The 22,069-nt window shown below is 76.2% G+C and carries 18 protein-coding genes; 10 read left to right on the top strand and 8 right to left on the bottom strand.

Annotation, left to right across the window (positions count from 1 at the left end; translation table 11 throughout):
* The first annotated feature begins 48 nt into the window (after window positions 1-48).
* From IPL61_24820 to IPL61_24810, 3 genes are all read left to right on the top strand, one after another.
* On the top strand, window positions 49-3,750 hold the full coding sequence (locus IPL61_24820; protein MBK9034451.1) for a hypothetical protein: 3,702 nt from the start codon (window positions 49-51) through the stop codon (window positions 3,748-3,750).
* A gap of 64 nt (window positions 3,751-3,814) precedes the next feature.
* Complete coding sequence (locus IPL61_24815; GenBank protein MBK9034450.1) at window positions 3,815-3,970, top strand: hypothetical protein; 156 nt, start codon at window positions 3,815-3,817, stop codon at window positions 3,968-3,970.
* Window positions 3,967-4,377 (top strand): S24/S26 family peptidase, encoded by a 411-nt coding sequence (locus IPL61_24810; protein ID MBK9034449.1) that lies wholly within the window; start codon window positions 3,967-3,969, stop codon window positions 4,375-4,377. The genes IPL61_24815 and IPL61_24810 overlap by 4 nt, the downstream gene beginning before the upstream one ends.
* On the opposite strand, the gene IPL61_24805 is transcribed toward IPL61_24810, so the two are convergent.
* The gene (locus tag IPL61_24805) at window positions 4,368-5,420 is read right to left on the bottom strand and encodes a DegT/DnrJ/EryC1/StrS family aminotransferase (GenBank protein MBK9034448.1); all 1,053 of its coding nucleotides are present in this window, start codon (window positions 5,418-5,420) and stop codon (window positions 4,368-4,370) included. The two genes, IPL61_24810 and IPL61_24805, sit on opposite strands and share 10 nt — an antisense overlap.
* A complete protein-coding gene (locus IPL61_24800) occupies window positions 5,417-6,790 on the bottom strand; it encodes an MBL fold metallo-hydrolase (GenBank protein MBK9034447.1) in 1,374 nt (457 codons plus the stop codon). The genes IPL61_24805 and IPL61_24800 overlap by 4 nt, the downstream gene beginning before the upstream one ends.
* Window positions 6,791-7,224: 434 nt before the next feature.
* On the opposite strand from IPL61_24800, the gene IPL61_24795 reads away from it, so the two are divergent.
* From IPL61_24795 to IPL61_24770, 6 genes are all read left to right on the top strand, one after another.
* Complete coding sequence (locus IPL61_24795; GenBank protein ID MBK9034446.1) at window positions 7,225-8,805, top strand: N-acetylmuramoyl-L-alanine amidase; 1,581 nt, start codon at window positions 7,225-7,227, stop codon at window positions 8,803-8,805.
* 61 nt (window positions 8,806-8,866) lie between these two features.
* A complete protein-coding gene (locus IPL61_24790) occupies window positions 8,867-11,167 on the top strand; it encodes a protein kinase (GenBank protein ID MBK9034445.1) in 2,301 nt (766 codons plus the stop codon).
* Entirely contained in the window at window positions 11,164-12,015 is an 852-nt protein-coding gene (locus IPL61_24785) for a hypothetical protein (protein ID MBK9034444.1), read from the top strand. The genes IPL61_24790 and IPL61_24785 overlap by 4 nt, the downstream gene beginning before the upstream one ends.
* Window positions 12,009-12,653 carry a hypothetical protein gene (locus IPL61_24780; protein MBK9034443.1) on the top strand — a complete coding sequence of 215 codons (645 nt, stop codon included), beginning with the start codon at window positions 12,009-12,011 and terminating at the stop codon, window positions 12,651-12,653. The genes IPL61_24785 and IPL61_24780 overlap by 7 nt, the downstream gene beginning before the upstream one ends.
* A complete protein-coding gene (locus IPL61_24775; protein ID MBK9034442.1) occupies window positions 12,617-14,242 on the top strand; it encodes a VCBS repeat-containing protein in 1,626 nt (541 codons plus the stop codon). Before IPL61_24780 ends, IPL61_24775 begins: the two co-directional genes overlap by 37 nt.
* A 1,254-nt stretch (window positions 14,243-15,496) precedes the next feature.
* On the top strand, window positions 15,497-15,877 hold the full coding sequence (locus IPL61_24770) for a hypothetical protein (GenBank protein MBK9034441.1): 381 nt from the start codon (window positions 15,497-15,499) through the stop codon (window positions 15,875-15,877).
* 334 nt (window positions 15,878-16,211) lie between these two features.
* Here the strand turns inward: IPL61_24770 and IPL61_24765 are convergent, their stop codons facing one another.
* The 4 genes from IPL61_24765 to IPL61_24750 form a co-directional block, all read right to left on the bottom strand.
* Complete coding sequence (locus IPL61_24765) at window positions 16,212-16,607, bottom strand: CHAT domain-containing protein (GenBank protein ID MBK9034440.1); 396 nt, start codon at window positions 16,605-16,607, stop codon at window positions 16,212-16,214.
* A complete protein-coding gene (locus tag IPL61_24760; protein ID MBK9034439.1) occupies window positions 16,520-18,673 on the bottom strand; it encodes a CHAT domain-containing protein in 2,154 nt (717 codons plus the stop codon). The genes IPL61_24765 and IPL61_24760 overlap by 88 nt, the downstream gene beginning before the upstream one ends.
* Entirely contained in the window at window positions 18,670-19,128 is a 459-nt protein-coding gene (locus IPL61_24755; protein MBK9034438.1) for a hypothetical protein, read from the bottom strand. The genes IPL61_24760 and IPL61_24755 overlap by 4 nt, the downstream gene beginning before the upstream one ends.
* A 226-nt stretch (window positions 19,129-19,354) precedes the next feature.
* Window positions 19,355-19,609: a hypothetical protein gene (locus IPL61_24750; GenBank protein ID MBK9034437.1), complete on the bottom strand. Its 255-nt coding sequence runs from the start codon at window positions 19,607-19,609 to the stop codon at window positions 19,355-19,357.
* A gap of 344 nt (window positions 19,610-19,953) precedes the next feature.
* On the opposite strand from IPL61_24750, the gene IPL61_24745 reads away from it, so the two are divergent.
* Window positions 19,954-20,388, top strand: a complete 435-nt coding sequence (locus tag IPL61_24745) for a PilZ domain-containing protein (GenBank protein ID MBK9034436.1) — start codon at window positions 19,954-19,956, stop codon at window positions 20,386-20,388.
* A 556-nt stretch (window positions 20,389-20,944) separates the two neighbouring features.
* Here IPL61_24745 and IPL61_24740 read toward each other — a convergent pair.
* Together IPL61_24740 and IPL61_24735 are read right to left on the bottom strand one after the other, a co-directional pair.
* On the bottom strand, window positions 20,945-21,706 hold the full coding sequence (locus IPL61_24740) for an SDR family oxidoreductase (protein MBK9034435.1): 762 nt from the start codon (window positions 21,704-21,706) through the stop codon (window positions 20,945-20,947).
* Window positions 21,707-21,740: 34 nt separating this feature from the next.
* Window positions 21,741-21,914: a hypothetical protein gene (locus tag IPL61_24735; GenBank protein MBK9034434.1), complete on the bottom strand. Its 174-nt coding sequence runs from the start codon at window positions 21,912-21,914 to the stop codon at window positions 21,741-21,743.
* Window positions 21,915-22,069: the final 155 nt, after the last annotated feature.

Genomic DNA, 22,069 nt, shown 5'->3' with positions numbered 1-22,069 from the left:
CCGACGACCGTCACCGTCACTGACTGACTTGCGCGAAGGATCCGTCCCATGAATTCGTCCCTGTTCCGCATGCTCGGGCGTAGCCTGGTCGCCACCTGCGCGGTGCTCACCGCCGCGGCCGGGTGCGGCGATGGTCCGATCTGCCAGGTCGAGAGCCTGGTCTACATCACCTCGCCGCAGGGGCCGATCATCGCCGACAGCGATCCGGGCACCGACGGGGTCCAGACCGACGTGACGGTGCGGTCGACGTTCGGGCGCGGCACCGAGGTGACGCTGACGGTCCACGACGAGACCGACGCGGTCGTCGCGACCTTGACCGCGGCCACCAACGCCGACGGCGACGCCACGTTCGCGGACGTCACGATCCCGAGCGCGGGCGCGACGCTGCGGGTCGAGGCCGACGCCGGCCAGTGCGGGTCGGACTCCGACGAGGTGGTCGTCTCGCTCGTCGGCGGCGGCGACTGCGCCGTCGAGTTCGCGACGCCGCCCTTGGCCAACGACTTCTACGCGCCGCTCGGGGTCTGGAACGCCGCGGCCGACAGCGATCCGGCCGCGGCCGGCTACCAGGGCGACGTGGTCATCCGGGCCCGCGCCGGCGAGCAGGTCCGCCTGTTCCTGTCGGCGCCGGGCGTGCCCGAGGCCGAGATCGGCGCCGGCACCGTCGGCGACAACGGCCAGACCAGCCTGACCTTGAGCGCGCCCGAGGGCCAGGTCAACCTGCGCGCCGAGTGCGGCGTGGCCGCCAGCGTCGGGTCGCGCTCGTCGGGCGTGACCTCGGTCTTCGTCGACACGGTCGCGCCGAACTGCGCGATGGTCGACCCGACGCCGGGCACCAGCATCACGCCGGGCCTCGACGCCAACGCCGACCTGTCCGACGGCATCCAGGTCACGCTGCGCGGCAACGCCAGCGGCGGCGACGGCGCCGGCGAGACCGCCTCGTTCGCGATCACCGATCCCGGCGGCAACACCGTCGCGCTCGTCGGCACCGACCTGTCCGCCGCCGGCGACTCGACCGCCGCCGCCACCTTCGATCCGGCGACGTCGCCCGCGGACTACTCGATCCGCTTCGCCGCCGTCGATCACGCCAACAACAGCTGCCAGATCGATCAGGCCTACCGCGTGGTCCTGGCTGGCTGCACGCTGACGGTCACCGCGCCGACCGGCACGGTCACGACCGACGCCGACGGCGACCCCGCCAACGGCGCGCAGATCGACATCGCGGCGTCGAGCCCCGCCTGCGCCGGCCGCGTCGTGACGTCGGACTGCGGCGACAACGATCCCGGCGGCACCTTCGACGGCGCCGGCGCGGCGGTGCTGCGCGCGACCGTGTGCGCGACCGTGCCGTGCGAGACCAGCGAGCTGTGCACGCTGCGGACCACGTCGATCGACGGCATCGAGACCACCGCTGGCCTCGCGCTCAGCTTCGACAACCTCGCGCCCAGCGTGACCGTCGGTGTGGCGCTGCCGCTCGGCGTCGCCTGCGGCGGCACCGTCACCCCGGCCCAGGATCAGGACGCGGGCCTCGCCGGCGTGCAGCTGCGCATGCGCGTGACCGCCCCGCTGACGATCAGCCGCGAGCTCGAGCTGACCAACAGCGCCGGCACCTCGACCACGCCGGTCACCGCGCCGGGCGGCGAGGTGTTCATCACGATCGCCGCGGGCGCGAACACCTTCCGCGGCCGCGCCACCGACGCCGCCGGCAACGTCGGGACCTCGACGGCGTGCGCGGTCAGCCTGGCCGACCTCGCCGTCAACTTCACCGGCTCGCCGGCCGACGGCACCGTCGGCAGCGGCGACGGCACCGTCAGCGCCGGCGCGCTGACGTTCGCGCTGACCGGCACGGTCTCGACCACCGGCGCCAGCGTCGCGGTCACCGTCGACGGCGGGGCGCCGGTCGCGGCGACCGTCGTCGGCTCGACCTGGTCGGTCACGCTGACCCTGGCCGCGCGCGCCGCGCCCTACGCGATCGTCGCGACCGCGACCGCGGGCGTGCGCACGGGCTCGGCCACGCTGCCGCTGATCGTCGACCTGACGCCGCCCGGGCCGCCGACCGGCCTGACGGCGGTCGCCGACACCCGCCAGTCGATCCGCCTGAACTTCACCGCCCCCGGCGGCGCCGCCACCTACCAGGTCCGCTACGCGACCACCGCGCTCACCGACGCCAACTTCGACACCACCGGCACGACCGTCGTCGCGCCGACGCCGGGCGCGGCCGGCGCCGCCGAGGTCGTCCGAGCCCAGCCGCTCAAGGCCGGCACCGCCTACTGGGTCGCGGTCGCCAGCGTCGACAGCGCCGGCAACCGCTCGGCCGCGCAGATCGCCGGGCCGCTGACGCCGCGGTTCGATCAGGCGCCGGTGACCTCGGCCCCCAACACCGTCGGCGCGGCCGGGTTCGGCCTGGCGATGGTGCGCGGCCGGTTCAACGACGACGCCTTCGACGACCTCGCCGTCGGCGCGCCCTACGTCACCTCCGGCGGCGTCGCCGCGGCCGGCGAGGTCTACGTCTACCTGGGCTCGGCGGTCGGCCTCGCGACCACGCCGGCCCTGACGATCCGTGGCGCCACCGCCGACACCAACCTCGGCGCGTCGCTGGCCGCGGTGCGCTGGAGCAGCGCGACCCGCCACGATCTGGTGATCGGCGAGCCCTTCGCCGACGGCGGCAGCGGCGTGATCCACGTCATCAACGGCGGCGCCGCGCTGCCGACCGGCGCGGTCACCGCGGCCGTCGCGCAGCGCCGGATCGCGGTGGCGACCACCGTCAACTGGTTCACCGGCAGCGCGCTCGGCTGGCAGCTCGCGACCAGCGATCACGACGGCGACGGCACCGACGACCTGGTCGCCACGGCGGTGTTCGGCGCCGGCGGCGCCTCGGGCGCGGCGGTGGTGCTGTACGGCGGCACCGTGCCGACCGGCACCGTCCGGATCTCGGACCTGTCGGCCGCCGGCAGCGGCACGACCGTCGCGCGCATGTACGAGGACCCCGACGCGACCGGCTCGCTGTTCGGCTACTACCTGCACAACGTCGGCCCGACCGGCGGCGTCGCCGACACCACCGACGACCTCGTCGTGGGCTACGCCGAGGACGGCCTCCCCGGCGGCCAGGTGGTCGTCTACCGCGGCGTCGGTCGGCCGGCGGCTCCTGGCGTCACGCGCGCGCCATTCACGATCGGCCGCGACGTCAAGGTCCGCCTGGTCACCAACGACGTGCGGCTCGAGTGGGGCTCGACCGTTGGCTCGATCGCCGACCAGAACGGCGACGGCGCCCGCGATCTGGTGTTCGGCGACCTGCGCTACCTGGGCGACAACGGCCTGGTGCTGATCGTCGACGGCGACACGGTGGGCACTGGCGGGGTGGCCGGGCACACCTCGCCCGGCGTGGCGCTCGCGACGTTCGTCGGCGCCAACCTCAACGATTACCTCGGCATGGCCGTGGTCAACAACGCCAACACCACCGCGCCGGACGTCAACGGCGATGGCATCGAGGACCTGATCGTCGCGGCCCGCAGCCCGGGCACGACCCAGGCGGTCCTGGACGTGTGGTTCGGCCCGGTCACGGGAGCCACGCCGGATCATGTGATCACTGGGCCGGCCAGCTTCCAGGGAGCGCTCCCGGGCATCGGCGGCTCGGCGATCACCGCGATCTGGGCCGGCGACGTGAACGCCGACGGCCTGGATGACGTCTGTTGGGCTGACTGGACCAGCAACTCCCAGGACGGAGCCCTGCAGCTGCTCTGGGACGACGGCATGTAGGTCCGCGGATGTTCGATGACTTGGCCGGCCGGGCCGGCTCTGCTAGCCTCTGGAGTAGATCGACATGAGCAATGACAAGAAGACCGAGCGCGCGGCGGTGCCCCGTCGCCCCTATGAGCGGCCGGCGGTCGTGACCGACGAGGTGTTCGAGACCATGGCGCTGTCGTGCGCTAAGTCGAACCGCTTCACCTGTCCCGGCGGCAACCCTCAGAGCTCGTGATCCGATCGCTCGAGCTGCCGCCCAGCGTGCGCGCGCGGATCGAGCTGTTGCGCGAGCGGGCGCGGGGCGGGCTGACGGTGACGTGCGGCGGGGTGTCGATGGAGCCGGTGATCCGGCGCGGCGAGACCGTGACGGTCGCGGCGGCGCGGCCCCGGCGTGGCGACGTCGCCGCGTTCGTGACCCGGCGCGGTGACCTCGAGCTGCACCGCCTGATCGCGCGGGCCCCGGGCCTGCCGTGGTGGGTCCACGCCGGCGACAACCAGGCGGCGCCGCACCTGGGCCTGGTGCACCGCGATCAGATCGTCGGCGTGGTGCCGTCGCGGCGGGCGCGGCCGTCGCCGCTGGTCCGGGCGCGGGCGGCGCTGCGGCTGGCTCGCGCGGCGGCGCGCTGGGCGCGTCAGCGGTAGGCGGCGCGGACCGCGTCGACCACGCGATCGACCGAGGCCAGCGGCAACGTCGGGTGCATCGGCAGCGCCAGCAGCTCGGCGCACGCCGCCTCGGCCACCGGGCACGCGCCGGCGCGGTAGCCGAGGTCGGCCAGCGCCGGCTGCAGGTGCAGGGGCGACGGGTAGTAGATCTCGGTGCCGACGCCGGCGGCGGTCAGGTGGGCGCGCAGCCGGGCGCGCTCGTCGGCGCGGACGACGAAGTGATGGTAGACGTGGCGCGGATCGTCGACCGGGACGCGCACGGCGTCGAGCCCGGCCAGGCCGGCGCGGTAGCGCTCGGCGCGGGCGCGGCGGGCGGCGGTCCACGCGCCCAGGTGCGGCAGCTTGGCGGCGAGGATCGCGGCCTGCAGCGCGTCGAGCCGGAAGTTCCCGCCGATCGCGACGTGGTGGTACTTCGGGCTGGCGCCGTGGTTGCGCACCAGGCGCAGGCGCGCGGCCAGGTCGGCGTCGTCGGTGAGCACCGCGCCGCCGTCACCGCACGCGCCCAGGTTCTTGGTCGGGAAGAACGACAGCGCGGCGGCGAGCCCGCGCACCGGCGCCGCGCCGATGGCCTGGGCGGCGTCCTCGATGATCGGCACCGGCACCGCCGGCCACGCCGCCGGCCGCCCGAACAGGTGCACGAGCAGCGCCGCGCGGGTGCGCGGGCCGACCGCGGCCGCGACCGCCGCGGGGTCGGCGTTGAGCGTGGCGTCGACGTCGGCGAACACCGGGCGCGCGCCGACGCGGACGATCGCGCCGACGGTGGCGAAGAACGACAGCGGCGTGGTGACGATCTCGTCGCCCGGGCCCCAGCCCAGCGCCATCGCCAGCGCCACCAGCGCGTCGGTGCCCGAGCTGGTGCCGACCGCGTCGGCGACGCCGGTGGCCGCGGCCAGCGCGCGCTCGAACTCGGTGACCTCGGCGCCGCCGATGAAGCCGCCGTGGTCGAGCACCCGCGCGATCGCGCGATCGATCTCGGGCCGGACCGCGGCCAGCTCGGCGCGCATGTCGTAGAGCGGGATCATGCCAGCGCGATCGTCTGATCGAGGTCGGGGACCACCGTCGCCGCGCCGAACCGATCGCGCAGGAGCGCGGCGTAGCTGGCGCGCGCGTCGTCCTCGCCGTGGGTGACGATCGCGGTGGCGGCGCCGGCGCGCGGCACCGCGCCGAACCAGGCGGCGAGCCCGTCGCGGTCGGCGTGGGCCGAGTAGCCCGACAGCCGCGTGATCCGCCCCCGCACCGGCACCTGGCCACCGTCGAGCCAGACCTCGCGGGCGCCGTCCTCGAGCGCGCGGCCGAGCGTGCGCGCGCCCTGGTAGCCGACCAGCAGCACGTCGGTGCGCGCATCGGGCAGGTAGCGCGCGAGGTGGCCGCGGATGCGCCCGCCGTTGCACATCCCCGAGCCGGCGATGATGATCGCCGGCCCGTCGTGGTCGATCGCCTTGATCGCGGCCCGCCCGTCCCGGGTCACCAGCAGCGACTCGAGCTCGAGCGGATGATCGCCGCGGGCCAGCGCCGCGGCGGCGTCCTCGTCGTAGAGCCCGCGGTAGCGCGCGTAGAGCTGGGTCGCGGTCGCCGACAGCGGCCCGTCGATGATGACCGGCACCGGGCCGACCTCGCCGGCCTCGATCATCGTGTTGAGCTCGTAGAGGATCTCCTGGGTGCGGCCGATCGCGAACGCCGGGATCAGCACCTTGCCGCCGTCGGTCAGCGCCCGGCGCACGACGTCGCGGAAGGTCGCCTTGGCCTCGACCCGGTCGGGGTGGGCGCGATCGCCGTAGGTCGACTCGGTGACCACGTAGTCGACGGCCAGCGCCGGGTCCCAGGTCGAGGTCGGGTCGCGGATGATCGGGGTGCCGATCACGCCGATGTCCCCCGAGAACAGGATCGCGCGCTCGGCGCCGCCGTCGCGCCAGGCGATCCGCAGGTGGCTCGAGCCCAGGATGTGGCCGGCGTCGAACGCCTCGACGGTGAACGGCCCGATCGTGATCGGCGCGCGGTAGCCGCGCAGCGGTCGCAGGCGCTCGCGGGCGGCGCCCAGCGCGGCCTTGCCGTACAGCGGCGGACCGTCGGCGTGGGCCGCGATCTTGACCGTGTCCTCCATGATCATCGAGGCGATCTCGAGCGTCGCCGGCGTGCCGTGGATGGGACCGCTGAAGCCGTCGTCGACCAGCAGCGGCACCCGCCCGGCGTGGTCGAGGTGGCCGTGGGTCAGGAGCAGCGCGTCGACCTTGGCGGGATCGAACGGCCACGGCCGGCGGTTCAGCGTCTCGGCCTCGCGCCCGCCCTGGAACGTGCCGCAGTCGATGACCAGGGCGACGCCCTCGTGGGCCAGGTGGTAGCAGCTTCCGGTGACCCCGCCGGCGGCTCCGGCGATCGTGAGCTGGGCGGGCATGGGCGGGATGGTAGCAGGCGCGCGGGCCCGGCCCGGCGTGCCGCGGCGCGTCGGACGAGAACCCGGATGCTGCGGCGCGTCGGACGAGCGCCCGGATGCGCGGCGCGTCGGACGAGAGCCCGGATGCCGCGGCGCGTCGGACGAGAGCGCGGATTCGGACGAGAACCCGGCATGCCGCGGCGCGTCGGACGAGAGCGCGGATTCGGACGAGAACCCGGCATGCCGCGGCGCGTCGGACGAGAACCTGACTGTCCACTGGAGGTTGCGATCGCGTACTGGATCCCCAGGCGGCGTGCACACAGCGGTGGGCAAGTACGGCGAGATCGGGGCCCGTCTCGGCCCAGAACTCGCACAACTAACTGTTATTGCTATGGGGTGAACGTCGCAGGTCTGCGCACACCGTAGGTGGCACGGTGGCTGCTCTTGTAGCCAGCATGCTCGCCCGCCTCGCCCCCGCGCTGCTCGCCACGCTCGCCGCCTCCGCCGCCTGCACCACCGACGTGGTGGTCGAGGATGGGGCCAACCCGGTGGTCGTCACCGAGCTCGACCGCACCTACCAGGCGGCGGCCGACGAGACCGGCGTGCCCGCGGACCTGCTCAAGGCGGTCGGCTACGCCCAGACCCGGTGGCAGCAGGTGATCGGCGAGGCCGAGTTCGACGGCGCGGTCACCCGCACCGGCGTGATGGGCCTGACCCCCGACAACATCGCCCGCGGCGCGGCGCTGACCGGCTACGCCGCCGAGGACCTGACGGCGAGCGCCGAGGCCAACATCCTGGCGGCGGCCAAGCTGCTCGCCGAGGAGGCCGCGGCCCAGGGCGTCAGCGGCGCCGACCTGGCCGCGTGGGAGCCGGTGCTGGCCGCCTGGGCCGGCATCGCCGACGACGAGGGCCGCCGCCAGTTCGTGCGCGGCGACATCTTCCGGATCCTGACCGAGGGCGCCGAGGAGCACGCCGAGGGCGGCGAGCTGGTCGCGTCGCTGCGGCCGCACCCCGAGATGGCCGACCTGGTCGCGCGGCCGCTGTTCGCCGCCGGCCCCGACTACGCGCCGGCGGTCTGGCGGGCGTCGCCCAACTTCAGCACCCGCTCGACCGGGATCACCCACGTCGTCATCCACACCTGCGAGGGCGCGTACGCCGGCTGCGTCAGCACGCTGATCAACGGCGCCGTCAGCGCCCACTACGTCGTCAACGAGTCGGGCTCGCAGATCACCCAGCTCGTGCGCGAGACCAGCAAGGCCTGGCACGTCGGCGCCACCTACGAGTGCTCGCGCAACGGCAACACCGACTGCGCCAAGAACGGCGTCGGCGTGAACAACTTCGCCGTCGGCATCGAGCACGCCGGGTTCGGCTCGCAGGCGTCGTGGTCGAGCGGCCTGCTGACCGCGTCCGCCAAGCTCACGTGCGACATCACCCGGGATCGCAACATCCCGCGCGATCGGTTCCACATCGTCGGACATGGGCAGCTCCAGCCCTACAACCGCACCGATCCGGGCCCGAACTGGCCCTGGGCCGCGTACCTCGACTCGGTGCGCTCGTACTGCGGCGACACCACCAGCGGGGGCGGGCCCAACCCGCCGCCGCCGCCGCCGCCGCCCGGCACCGCGATCGTCGTCGACTCGAACAACGCCAACAACGACAGCGCCCAGGCCCGGATCGACGTCAGCGGTTGGACCTCGTCGGCCTCGACCGCGGGCTACTACGGCACCGGCTACTGGTACGCCGACACCGGCACCGGCTCGGCCGCGACGTTCAACTTCTACATGCCGGCGGCGGGGACCAAGACCATCGAGGGCTGGTGGACCGCGGGCACCAACCGCACCGCCAGCGCGACCTTCATCGCCCAGAACGCCAGCGGCGCGGAGCTCGGCCGGGCGGTCGTGAACCAGCAGGCCAACGGTCGCCAGTGGGTGACCCTGGGCACCTACGCCTTCAGCGCCGGCTGGAACAAGGTCGTCCTGACCCGCGCCGGCGCCTCGGGCAAGGTCGTCATCGCCGACGCCATCCGGGTCCGCTGATCTCCGGTAGGGGGAGTCGGGCGTGTAGATCCTCGCCCGGCCCTGCTATCCTCACGCTGGGATGACCAACCCGGGCCAGACCCTCGGGCGGTACGAGCTGATCGCGCGCATCGGCGAGGGGGGCATGGCGGAGGTGCATCTGGCGCGGCAGCGCGGCCCCCGGGCGTTCGAGAAGCTGGTGGTCGTGAAGACGGTGCACCCGCGGCTGGCCGAGAAGCCGGCGCTGGCCGAGGCCCTGCTCGAGGAGGCCCGCATCGCCGCCAAGGTCCGGCACCCCCACGTCGTCGACATCTACGACCTGGGCGAGGAGGCGGGCACGTACTTCATCGCGATGGAGTACCTCGAGGGCGAGTCGATGACGGCGGTCATCCGGGCCCAGCGCGCCAAGGGCGGCGCGCGCCTGTCGCCGCTGCGCACCGCGCAGGTGGTGGCGGACTGCGCCGGCGGGCTGCACGCGGCGCACGAGCTCCGCTCGCTGTCGGGTGAGCCGCTCGAGCTGGTCCACCAGGACGTGACGCCCGGCAACGTGTTCGTGCTCTACACCGGCCAGGCCAAGCTGCTCGACTTCGGCGTCGCCAAGGTGCGGTCGTCCGAGGACGCGAGCCTGGTCAAGGGCAAGGCCGGGTACCTGGCGCCGGAGCTGTTCGACAAGCGCGTGGCCGATCGCCGCTCCGACGTGTTCGCGCTCGGCGTGGTGCTCTGGGAGTCGCTGACCCTGCGGCGGTTGTTCGCCGGCGCCACCGACGCCGACACGTTCGCCAAGATCCGCGCGTGCCAGGTGCCGGCGCCGTCGACGCTGGTGCCGGGCGTCCCGCCGGAGCTCGACCGCGTGTGCGCGCGCGCGCTGACGCGGAGCCCCGACGATCGCTACCCGACCGCGAAGGCGATGCAGGAGGATCTGATCGCGTTCCTGCGCGGCGCCGAGCGCCACGACTACGACTCGATGGCGACGTGGATGCGCGCGACCTTCGCCAGCCAGATCAACGCGCGCATGCAGCTCTTGCGGGAGCTCGATCAGGGCGGGGTGCCGGCGGCGGACACGCTCGAGGCCCTGACCGCGACGTTCGACGATCGCTCGCCGGCGACGCCGGAGCCCGGCGTCGACCTGCCCCCGCTGGCGGGGCCGGCGGTGGGTCCCGCGGGGCCGGTGGTGATCCCGGCGGTGATCCCGGCGGTGGCGCCGGTGCTGCCCGCGATCGGCGCGAAGCCAGCCGGCAAGCGGTTGCTGCCGCTGCCGGCGCCGCGGCTGGGCGCGCTGCCGACGCTGACCGGGCGTGCGTCGACCGCGCCGGTGGTGGCGGCGGCTTCCGACGTGGCGAGCGCGCCGATGGCGGTCGTCGCCGCGGTGGCGAGCGCGCCGGTCGCGGGTGCGGCGGCTTCCGACGTGGCGAGCGCGCCGGGCGCGGTCGTCGCCGCGGTGGCGAGCGCGCCGGTCGCGGCCGCGTCGTCGAGCGCGCCCGGGGGTGCGGCGGCCGCGGCGTCGAGCGCGCCGATCGCGGTCGCGGCGTCGCGCGCGCCCGCGGGTGCGGCGGTGGCGGTCGTCGCCGCGCCGGTGAGCGCCGCCGACGACGAGATCGTCGAGCCGAGCGGTGTGGTCGATCTGCCGAGCGGCGTGGTCGAGCTGCCGTTGAAGCCGCCGCCGGTGCCGCGCCGCCCGCACACCGAGAGCAGCGCCTCGGGCGAGGTCGCGCCGGCCGAGGCGCCGGCCGACGCCAGCGTCCCGACGGACCTGCCCCCCGACGACGCCGACGGGCTCGACGAGCCGATGCCATCGTCGGCGCCGTCGCGGCGGTTCTGGATCGGGGCCGGCGTCGGCGCGGTGGCGCTCGTGGCGCTGGTCGTGGTGCTGATGTCGGGCAGCGGCAAGGCCCGCTCGGCCGCCGGCGGTGCTGAGCTCGAGCGCGCGATCGACGCGGCCGCGCCCACGCCCGTCGACGTCGCGCTGGCGTCGCCGGACGCCGCCGTCGCGGTGGCGCTGGTCGAGCCCGTCGACGCCGGCGTGAGCGACGCCGCCCTGCGCGTCGACGCGCGTCCGCCGAGCGTCGACGCGCGTCCCCCGAGCGGCGGCAGCGCGACCGTCGGCCCACCGCCGGTGGCGCCAGATCCGGCCAAGGCCGCGGCGCTGGCCCAGGCCGGGCTGCAGAAGGTGATGAGCGGTGACACCCGCGGCGCCATCGCGAGCTTCCAGGCCGCGCTGCGCGCCGACCACGGGCACGCGCCGGCCCAGCGCGGGCTCGGCCTGGCGTACGAGAAGCAAGGCGACAAGGCCCGCGCCGCGCGGGCGTTCCGCGAGTACCTGCGGCTGGCACCCAACGCACGCGACGCGGCGCAGATCCGCGCGCGCCTGGAGAAGCTCAAGTGATCCACCTCGGGCGCGTGTGCGGGCTGTCGACGCTGGCGCTGATCGCCGCCGCGGGCGCGGCCCGCGCCGACGACGTCAAGACCATCGTGCTGGCCGCTGAGTCGAGCACCGACCCGACCGCGGCCGCGGTGCTGGCCGCCACCGCGCGCGCCGTCAAGCAGGCGGCGCCGACCGCGACGATCGCCGACGCGTCGCTGGCCGACTCGGCCTTCATCCTCGGCTGCGATCCATCGACCGATCCTTGCCGCGACGATGTCGCCGGCCAGCTCGGCTTCGACCGCATGGTGATCGTCTCGCGCCGCGACCTGTCGACGGAGGTCGTCGTCCGGACCCGCGGCGGCGACACCCGGGCCCAGGCCTTCACCGTGGCCGGGGCCGACGATCGCGCCGGGCTCGCGACGCTCGAGGCCGGGGTCCCGGCGCTGCTGGCGCCGGCGGTGGTCGAGGTCGACCCCGGGCCGGGCGTGGGCGCCGTGGCCGGCGGCGGGGGCCGCGCGCTGGGCGTCGGCCCCGGGGGCGTGCCCAAGGGCGCGCTGATCGTCGGCGTCGGCGGGGGCGTGCTCCTGGTCGGGGGCGTCGTGCTGTGGGGGCTGGCCGCGTCGACCCAGGGCGACATCGACAGCGCGCCGACGTCGACCCGCGCGGAGCTCGAGCGGCTCGACGGGCTCGAGGCCGACGCGCGCCAGTACGCGACGATGGGCAACGGCCTGGTCATCGGGGGCGCGGTCGCGGTGGTCGCGGCCGGCGCCTGGATGCTGTGGCACCACAAGCACGCGCGCGAGTCGGTGCGGGTCGCGCCGGCGGTCGGTCCCGGCGTCGCCACCGTCACGCTGGAGGCCTCATGGTGACCCGCTTCGTCTCGCTCGCGGCCGTGGTGATCAGCGGCGCCGCGGTGGCGCTGGTGATCGCGGCCAGCCCTGGCTGCAGCGTCGACGGGCGCTCCGACGAGTTCCGGTGCGACCCCGGCTGCCCCACGGATCGCGTGTGCGAGGGCGGCTGGTGCGTCGCTCGCGCCGACGCCAGCGTGGTCGGCGACGCGACGCCCGCCGACGCGGCGGTCGACGGCCGGCCCTGCCCGGCCGGGTGTTCGAGCTGCAGCGCGACGACGTGCACGATCTCGTGCGGGGGCGACAACGCCTGCCTGGCGCCGGTGGTGTGCCCGAGCGGGTGGACGTGCCTGGTCCAGTGCACCGGCGACAACTCCTGCGCGGGCGGCGTCCGCTGCTCGACCGCCGATCAGTGCACGATCGAGTGCGGCGGCAACGACAGCTGCGCCGGCGAGGTCCGGTGCGGCACGGGCCGCTGCGACGCGACCTGCGACGGGAGCAGCAGCTGCGCCCAGGGCGTGTACTGCAACGACTCGTGCCGGTGCGACACCCAGTGCGCGCCGAGCGCGTGCGCGGGCGGCAACAACTGCCCGGGGCCGGCGCAGTGCGAGCAGAGCGGCGAGTGCACGTCGCAGCCGGGCGCGTGTCGGTCGTGCTGACCCGCGCGACCGCGGCGCTCGCGGTCGGGGCGCTCGCCTGCGGCGGCGACGACGGCCCCGGGACCCCGGCGCCGCTGCCGGTGCCGGCGTGCACCGCGGCCGCGACCGGCTCGCCCGACGTGGCGGCGCCGACCCTGGCGTACACCCTGTTCGATCGCTGGCACGAGGGCTGGCTGGCGTCGCCGGCGGTGGTCGATCTCGACGGCGACGGCGCGGTCGAGCTGGTGGTCCCGCGCGACGAGCTGCTGGTGGTCTGGCGGATCGTCGCCGGCGCGCCGGTCGAGGCCTGGCGCGCCAGCACCGGCGGTCGCATCTGGGCGTCGCCGGTGGTCGCCGACCTGGTGCCGGGGCGGCCCGGGCTCGAGGTCGCGGTCGCGTCGCGCGACGCGATCTACGGGTTCGACGCGACCGGCGCGACGCTGCCGGGCTTCCCGTTCACCTGGCGCGACGAGCTGCGCAGCCTGGCGGCCGGGGACATCGACGGCGACGGCGCGCTCGAGCTGGTCGCGGTCACGACCTCGCCGCTCGACGCCGGCGGCCAGCGCGACATCGTCATCGCGGTCGAGGCCGACGGCCGCGCGGTCGCTGGGTTCCCGCCCAACACCGGCGGCGCCGCCGGCTGCGACGACGCCTGCTACGTCACCGGCGGCTACGATCAGAACGTCGGGCTCGGCGACGTCGACGGCGACGGCCGGGTCGACATCATCGCGGCCCAGGACAACGCCTACGTCTCGGCCCACGACGGCACCGGCCGCGCGTTCGACGCGGCGGCGATCTTCGCCGGCCGCACCAAGTACAGCGGCATCCGCATGATGGTCGACTATCGCCTGGCGCAGCAGGGCTACGCCGACGACGAGGCCGTGGATCTGCAGGGGCACTTCACCAACACCGCGCCGGCCATCGCCGATCTCGACGGCGACGGCACCGGTGAGATCATCCTGCTCGGCTCGGTCCAGAACGCCGCGCAGGATCGCCGTGAGCAGGGCGTCGCGTTGTGGGTGACCCGCGCCGACGGCACCCGGCCCGACGCGTGGGTGGCGCCGCCGCGCTTCGCCGACTACCGCGCCGGGCTGTGGGATTTCGGCGACAACGTCGTCGGCGCCACCAACCAGGTCGCGGTCGCCGATCTCGATCCGACCCGGGCCGGCCCCGAGCTGGTGTTCGCCGGCTTCGACGGGCGGATCCACGCCGTCGACGCCCGCGGCCAGGTGCTCTGGGCCCGCGACTTCGCGCAGCGCGACACCGAGGTCACCGGCGGTGTGGTCGTCGCCGATCTCTCGGGCGACGGCGTGCCCGAGATCGTGTTCACGACCTACTCGGCCGCCGGCGGGCGGCTGATCGTGCTCGACGCCGCCGGCAACCAGCGGCACGCGCTCGACCTGCCCGGGCGCGGCGCGATGCCGGTGCCGACGATCGGCGACGTCGACGGCGACGGCACGCTCGAGATCGTCGTGTCGCTCAAGGACGGCGAGGACCGCGTGCGTCAGACGCTGATCTACACGGTGCCCGGCTCGGCGCCCAACTGTCTGGCGTGGCCGACCGGCCGCGGCAACTACCGACGCGACGGCTACCTGCCGCCGGCGCGCTGACGCGGCGGCGCGGGAACGACCGGCGGCGCGGCGAGCGTGCCGCCGGCGCGCTGACGGCGGCGGCGCGGGAACGACCGGCGTGACGGCCAGCGCGCTGACGGCGGCGGCGGCCGGCGTCGCGGCGAGCGTGTCGCCAGCGCGCTGACGGCGGCCGCGCGGCAACTACCGGCGTCGCGGCCAGCGCGCTGACGCGGCGGCGCGGGAACGACCGGCGGCGCGGCGAGCGTGTCGCCAGCGCGCTGACGGCGGCGGCCGCGCCGACGCCGCGCGCTGACGCGTGTCGCCGGCGCGCGGCAGCGCGTCGCGATCGCCGCGCTACCACCAGCGGCGCTCGAGGCAGCAGTAGTAGCCGGCCTTGGTGTCGGTGACGGTGCCGACCGAGTCGAAGTCGTCGCTGGGGCCGGTGGTGTTGGTGACGTAGGCGGTGTTGTCGCCCATGCGGTCGCCCAGCCAGTACGCGGCGGTCAGGCCGAAGGAAGGGGTGATCCCGCGGATCTGGACGATCTGCTCGTACCTGCAACAGCTGCGCGCCGCTGTCGGTGAAGCACGCGCGCGTGGCCGCGCTCCAGTTCAGGGCGGCCGCCGCGGCGATGGCGCGCAGGCAGATCACCGTGGTGACGCCGCCGGCGATGCGGCTGTAGGCGGTGTAGTTTGTGGGGCACACGGTGGTGCCGTGGCCGTGGTCGCTTCGGGACAGCGACGGACTGACCCCGTAGGGTCCGCCGATGCCGTAGTAGCTCGCGACGAAGACGGAGCCGCTCAGGATCAGCCCCGAGCCTGCCGTGTAGGTCGTATCGGTGTCGACGTCGAGGGCGCACGTCACCGAGCCAGTGGTCGGGTTGAGCGCGATGACCTTCTGGCCGGCCGGGCAGGTGAGCGCAGGGCCGAGCGGCAGGTAGGTCCCGGCGTGGGTGTGATCCGAGCGCGCGGGGCCGACGCGGCGGCGCCCGTGCCCGCGAACACGACGCTGAACGCGGTGCCGCTCTGGAGCAGCCCCGCGCCGGCGGTGTACGGGTGCTGGTGTCGACGTCGGCGCCGCAGGTGATCGAGCCGGTGGTCGGGCTGATCGCCGTGACCTTCTGCGTCCCGGTGCAGGCCAGGGTCGAGCCGACCGGCAGGTAGGCGCCGGCGTGGTCGTGTCCGACCGCCGCGAACGCGGTCGCGGCCGGGCCGCCCAGAGCTCGGCGTCCTCGGCGACGCTGGCGCGGATCGCGTAGGGCGCGGGTCGTCAGCGCCAGCCGCGGCAAGAGCACCGTGCTGTCGACCTTGGAGCTCGACCCACAGCGGCCCGCCGTCGAGCACGGTGGCGTCGAGCTCGGTCGCCGGCGTGCTGCCGAGGGTCAGGTAGACGAGGCCGTCGGTCGCCGGCGCGGTGATGGTCTCGATCCAGACCTGGCTGCCGCCGCTGGCGCCGGTGTAGAGCCGCACGGCGAAGGTGTGGTTGCCGGTCAGCGGCACGCCGGCGTCGGCGACGCGGGCGGTCAGGCCGAGCTGGCCGGGGACCGCGCGGGCCGCGGTCGCGGTGGTGAGGAGGGCCGCGCCGAGGAGCGCGGCCAGGAGGTGCCCGGTGATCGCGGTGGTCGCTTTCGGAGAGTGGTCGGGCGCGGGTCAGGGCGCGACGGGTCGCGGGCGTGAGCGTGATCGAGCCGCCGCTGGTCGGCGCCCGGGCGGTCGGGTGGCCGGACCTGCAGATCGACCGTCAGCGTGCCGCCGGTCAGGCGGCCGCCGCCGGTCAGGTCGAGCGTGGTCGGCGCCACGGCGGCGTCGGGCGGCGCGTCGGGCGGCGCGTCGGGCGGCGCGTCGACGGCCGCGTCGACGGCGGCGTCGGGCGGCTGGCCGCCGCTTCCCGAACACGCGGACAGGACGACGGCGAGCGCCAGGGCGCGGCCGCGAGCAACGAATCGGTGCATGACTCCTCCGGGGCGAGCTGGGCCCCGGGTGGACAGAGGCGCGGCCGAGGCGCGTTTGCTCACCCCCCGGTGGCGAAACGCCGGCGCAGCCCGACCACGACCGCCAGCGCCCCCAGAACGCCCAGGGCGGCCGCGATCAGCCCCCGCCACGACCGCGGCGCGACCGCCGGGCGCAGGGTCGCCGCGACGTCGGCGCGGCCGATCAGCTCGAAGGCGGACCAGGCGCGCGGCGGCGCCCGTCGCGCCACCAGCTCGCGCCGGGCCAGGGTCAGCGCACGTCCGACCGACGCGCCGGCCGCGAGGTGACGGTACAGGCGCGCCATCACTGGCGGGCCGTCGCGATCGGACAGGTCCCAGCGGGTCGCGATCACCGCGCCGGCCCCGGCGTAGAGGAAGGCGCGCCAGGCTCCAGCGGGCCCTCCGACGACGACGGCGCGCCGGCGCTGGTGCGGCACGCCGACAGCACGACCAGATCGGCGCCCAGGTCCATGCGGTAGATCTCGTCGGCGCGCAGCCAGCCGTCGTCGCCGTCGTCGACGGTGAGCGCCAGCCCGCTGCGCAGCGGCAGCGCGTCGTCGAGCACCGCGTGGGTCGCGAAGTGCAACACGTGGAAGCGCTCGGGCAGGGTCTGGCGCAGCGCCCGCTCGGTGGCTTCGGCGCCCGCCAGCGTCACCGGCGCCGTCGCCAGGGTGCCGGCGACCGCGGCCAGCTCGCGCGCGGCCTCGGGCAACGGCGGCAGCGCGTCCGACAGGGCCGGCGCGCCGACGGCGAGCATCGGCGCGGTCGCGGTGTCCGGGCGGCGCGCGGTCGCGAGCATGGTGGCCGACGGCGTCGAGGTCAGCTCGACCCGCTCGATCAGGAACTGACCACCGACCCGCAGCGCCTCGAACGGCAGGCCGTGGAGCGGGCCGTCAGCGGCGATGATCAGCGTCCCGGTCGGGCTCGCGCCGACCACTGGCGCCAGCAGATCGCGGTACAGCGCCGCCCCGGCCTCGTCGAGCGCGGCCGGATCGTCGACCTCGGCCACGAGGTCGCGGTAGAAGTCGATCCGCGCGGCGAGCGCGGCGCCGTCGTCGATCGCCGGCAGGGGCACGGCCGCGATCCCGCGCTGGTCGACGCGCAGCGCCACCGCGCGGTCGTCGAGCACCACGTACTCGATCAGCACGGCGTCCGGCGCCAGCGCCGCCTGCATGCGCTCGACGTCGACCGCTTCCGCCGCCGGCGCCACGCCACCCGCCGCGCGGACCGCGTCGAGCAGCGTCCGCGCGCGCCCGGCCTCGGCCGCCGCCGGCGCCCGCGCCGGCGCGTCGGGGCCACCGACGGCGAGCTCGAGCATCGTCAGCCCCCGGAACACGTCGCTGTGGCGGTCGATGTACGCGCGGCGCTGCTCGTCGCCCGTGGTGTGGTGGCTGGCGCGCTCGATCTCGTCGACGGCCGCGGTCAGCGACGCCCGGGCCGCCGCGAGCTGGCCGAGCGCCACCTGCGCCCGCGCCCGGTGCGTCAGCGCGAACAGCCGCACGCCGTACATGGACGACGTCGCGGCGGTGTCGAACGCCGCGATCGCGCCGACCAGATCGCCCCGCGACGCGCGCAGCGCCCCGTCCACGATCGCGACCTGGCGCTCGTAGCTGTCGGGCAGGCCCGAGGCTCGGCGGGCGCGCTCGTGATCGGCGATCAGCACGGCGGCTTCGTCGAGCCGGCCGAGTTCGACGTACGCCTCCGCCAGGTCGACCCGCAGCGCGCTGACCTGGAACGGCGCCTGGGCCGCGATGGCGTCCGCCAGCCCGGCCTCCCACAGCGCCGCCGCCGCCGCGGCCCCGGCCACCGCAAACTCGACGTTGCCGCGCTGCCACCGGGCGGCGCTGCGACGCCAGCGGTCGCCGAGCTGATCGGCCAGCTCCTCGCCGCGCCGACAGCGCTCCCGGGCCCGGGCCCACTGGCCGGTGGCGGCGTCGAGCCGACATTGCCAGGTCCGCGCCGCCGACTCGAAGCCGCGGTCGCCGGCCTCGACCGAGAGCGCCGCGAACGTGTCTAGCTCGCGCTCGGCCTCGTCGTACAGGCCTTGCTCGATCGCCACCGCGCCGAGGCACAGGTGGCTGGCGCGCCGGCCGTCGTCGGCCATCGTCTCGCTGCCAGCGCGGTCGGCGTCGAGCGCCAGCGCGGTCGCGGCGAGCGCCCGCGCGCGCGACCAGTCGAGCGTCCACGCCGCCGCGCAGCTCAGGTACGCCGCGAGCTGGGCCGCTCGTCGTGGGAACGGCGCGGCCGCGGTCTGCGCTGTCGTGCACAGCGCGCCGGTGCGCGGATCGGCGGCGTAGATCGCCGCGACGCACGCATAGGTCCGGGCCTCGGCCGCGCGGTCGCGGTCGCCGCCCGCGGTCGCGGCCTCGGCGCTGGCCAGGTGACGGGTGATCCGGGTCGGCAGATCGAGGCCGTTGTCGCTGCTGCTGAGCGTGGTGTCGGCGCCCGCGCCCCGAGCCGAGATCGCCACGATCAGCGCGCCGATCGCGGCGCGCCCGATCATCGCTCGACCACCAGCTCGAGCAGCGGCGAGCGTGCGGTGGCGCGGCCGTCGTCGACCGCCTCGACCCGCCAGCGGTAGCGTCCCGGCGGCAAGCTCGCCGCGGACGGGAGGTCGAGCGGCGGCGCGGCGGCGTCGATCGGGCCCCAGGCGACCCGGCCGTCGCCGCGGTACACGGTGATCCGGTAGCCGTCGACGCCCGCGATCGGCGTCCAGGTGAGTCGCGGGGCGCCGCCCGTCGCCTCGACGCGGGCGGCGATCGCGGCGTGGCCGTCGCGCCGCGGACCGGCCCGTCGGTGGCCTCGCGGGACCGTCGCGCGGGGACCACCACCAGCAGCACCGGCCGCAGCCACCGCGACCGCGCCGCCCGCGATCAGCCACGACGCGTTCCGGCGCCGGCGCGCGGCCAGCTCGTCGGCCACGACCGGGGTCGGCGGCGCCAGCGGCGGCGCGTCCACCAGGTCGTCGTCGCCGCCCGCTCCGCCCCTCGAGCCCGCTGGCGATCACCGGCGCGTCGTCGTCGATCGCGCGGGCGCCGACCGCGACCGCTCGCAGCGCGATCCACAGGCGGCTGCAGGGCGCAGGCGGCGACGTGCCCCAGCGCCTCGGCGCGGGCGTCCGCGTCGAACTCGCCCAGCGCGAGGCGCTCGAGCGTGGCGTCATCGAGGTGCGCGCCCTGGGTGGTCACGGATAGCCTCGCTCGGCCAGCGCGGCGCGCAGGTCGATCATACCGCGGGCGATCGCGTTGCGCGCCTTCTGGTAGGTCCAGTCGTACATGGCCATGACCTCATCCACGCTGTAGCCGATCAGGTGGGCGCGCACCGCCAGCGCGCGGTCCACGCTCATCCGTCCGAGCGCGTCCTCGGTGGCCTGGGCCAGCTCCCGCGCGCGGGCGCCTTGCTCCGGGCCGTCGCCGTCGGCCGTCGCCGCCGACATCATCAGGTCGGGGTCGTCGCTGGCCAGCTCGCGGCGCAGTCCCCGGACGGTCTAGCGGATCGCACATCGATATAGATAGGAGTGATCGATGGTTGCGCGCCCTGGAGGTATCCGCTAGATGATCTCGTCGCCGAGATCCTCATCTTTTCGGCCAGATACGCGCGCGACGGCGGCGCGGATCAGCCTGCCGTACGTCTGGATGAGCACCGCGACCAGGTCGCTAGCCTGGTCGCCCGACCCCATGGCGGCGAGTCTCGTCGCACGGCTACCTCGGTGCAAGGCACGGCGCCGATGCGCCTCAGCGCATTAGTTGCCCCGACATGAGCCGACGTCGGACAATATCCTACATGACGCACACCTCCTGGGCCGACCTTCGACGGATGATGCCGCGCATCGACGTCGAGACGTTCTGCAGCGAGCTGGTCGGGGGCCGCGACCGCCCCGGCCTCGTCGTCGACCTGTCGCCCGAGGGGGCGCGGCTCGAGCGGCCCTACGTCGGCGGGCCGACGCCGCGGGAGATCGTGCTCGAGCTCGAGGTGCCCGAGATCGACGAGGTGATCTGGGCGCGGGGCGAGGTCTGCTTCGACCGTCTCGATCAAGCGCCGCCCGGGCGCGGCGGGGCGCTCGGGCTCATCCGCACCACCGGCATCCGGCTGGTGACCGCCGCGGTCCGCGATCTGCGGATGCTGCGCGAGTGCGTGATCGAGACCCACCGCGCGCGCGCCGCGCGGGCCCGGGTCGACGAACAGCTGATCGACGCCGCGTGCTACGCGCGCGGTTGAGCGCCCGCCGCGTCCCCGTCCCCCCCCCGGCGCCCCGCCCCCCCCGGCCCCCCCCCCCCCCCCCCGCGCCCCCCCCCCCCCCCCCGCCCGGCCCCCCGCGGCCCCCGGGGGGGGGGGGGGGCGGGCGCGGGGGCGGGCGGCCCCCCGGGGCGCCCGGGGGGGGCCCCCGCCCCCCCCCCGGCCCCCCCCCCCCCCGGCCCGGGGGCCCCCCGCCGCCCCGGCCCGCCCCCCGCCGCGGCCCTGCGCCCCCGCGGGGGGCCGCCCCCCGGCCCCCCCCGCCCCCGGCGCCCCCGCCCGCCGCGGCCTGGGGCGGGTGCGGCCGCTGGGGGCCCGCCGGGGCCGCCCCCCGCCCCCCCCCCGCCGCCCCCCCCGCCCCGCCCCCGGCCGCCCCCCCCCGCCCGCCCGCCGGGGCGGGCGCCGGCGCGGGCCCGCCCCCCCCCCCCCCCCCGCCCCCCCCCGCCCCCCCCCCCGCCGCGGCCCCCCCCCCCCCGCGCGCGCCGCCCCCCGGGGCCCCCCCCCGCGGCCCGCGCGACTGGCCGCCGGCGAACGCCGCCCGTCAGAACGCGCGCGACTGGCCGCCGTCGACGACGACGCACGCGCCGGTGACCCAGCGGGCCCGGGCCGACGCCAGGAACGTCACGACGTCGGCGACCTCCTCGGGCGCGCCGAACCGGCCGAACGGCAGCTCGCGCGCGACGAACCCGGCGATGCCCTCGGGATCGGCCGCTTGGCGGCGCGCCCAGCCGCCGCCTGGGAACAGGATCGAGCCGGGCGCGACCGTGTTGACGCGGATGTTGGCGCCGGCCAGGTCCCGGGCCAGGGCCTTGCCCAGCGCGACCACGCCGGCCTTGGCGACGTTGTACCCGGGCGAGCCGCCGGCCTCGCGGCCCCAGATCGACGCGATCAGCACGATCGCGCCGCCGCCGGCCGCGGTCAGGTGCGTGATCGCGCGCCGGGCGACGCGCGCGCCCGACCACAGGTTGGCGTCGAGCGAGCGCGCGAGGTCGTCGTCGTCCATGTCGGCGACCGTGCGCGCGAACGACTTGCCGACGTTGCAGACGACCACGTCGAGGCCGCCCAGGGCCGCGACCGCGCCGTCGACGGCGGCGGTGGCGCCGGCGGCGGTGACCACGTCGGCGACGACGGTCGCGTGGCCGGCGCCGGGCAGCTCGGCCGCCAGCCGAGCTAGATCGTCGGCGCCGCGCGCCACCGCCGCGATGCGCGCGCCCTCGCCCGCCAGGGCCAGCGCGATCGCCCGGCCGATGCCGCGGCTGGCGCCGGCGACCAGTGTCCGCTTTTCGGACAGTTCGAGATCCATGGCGGCAGGGTAGCGCAGGTCGGGCGGCGCGCGCTCATCCGAGCGCGCCGAGCGCGTCGCCCGCGGGGCTGACCGCGCCGACCGCGCCGACGACGCCGCCCGCGCCCACGACGCCGACCGCACCCACGACGCCGCCCGCGCCCACGACGCCGACTGCGCCGACCGCGCCGACGACGCCGACCGCGCCGACGACGCCGCCCGCGCCCACGACGCCGACTGCGCCGACCGCGCCGCCGACCGCAGCGGGTTGGCGATCTCGATCGCGCCGAGGGCGATCCGGGCGACGACAGCGACGATCACGGGGCGCAGATCGTGCCGGCGCCCGCCTTGACGCGCGTCCGAAGGCTGCGAGACTGCGCGCCG

The organism is Myxococcales bacterium (assembly GCA_016717005.1).
Classification (GTDB): Bacteria; Myxococcota_A; Polyangia; order Haliangiales; family Haliangiaceae; genus UBA2376.
Note: the sequence above shows the minus strand (reverse complement) of the source record. Positions and strands in the feature narration are given on the sequence as shown.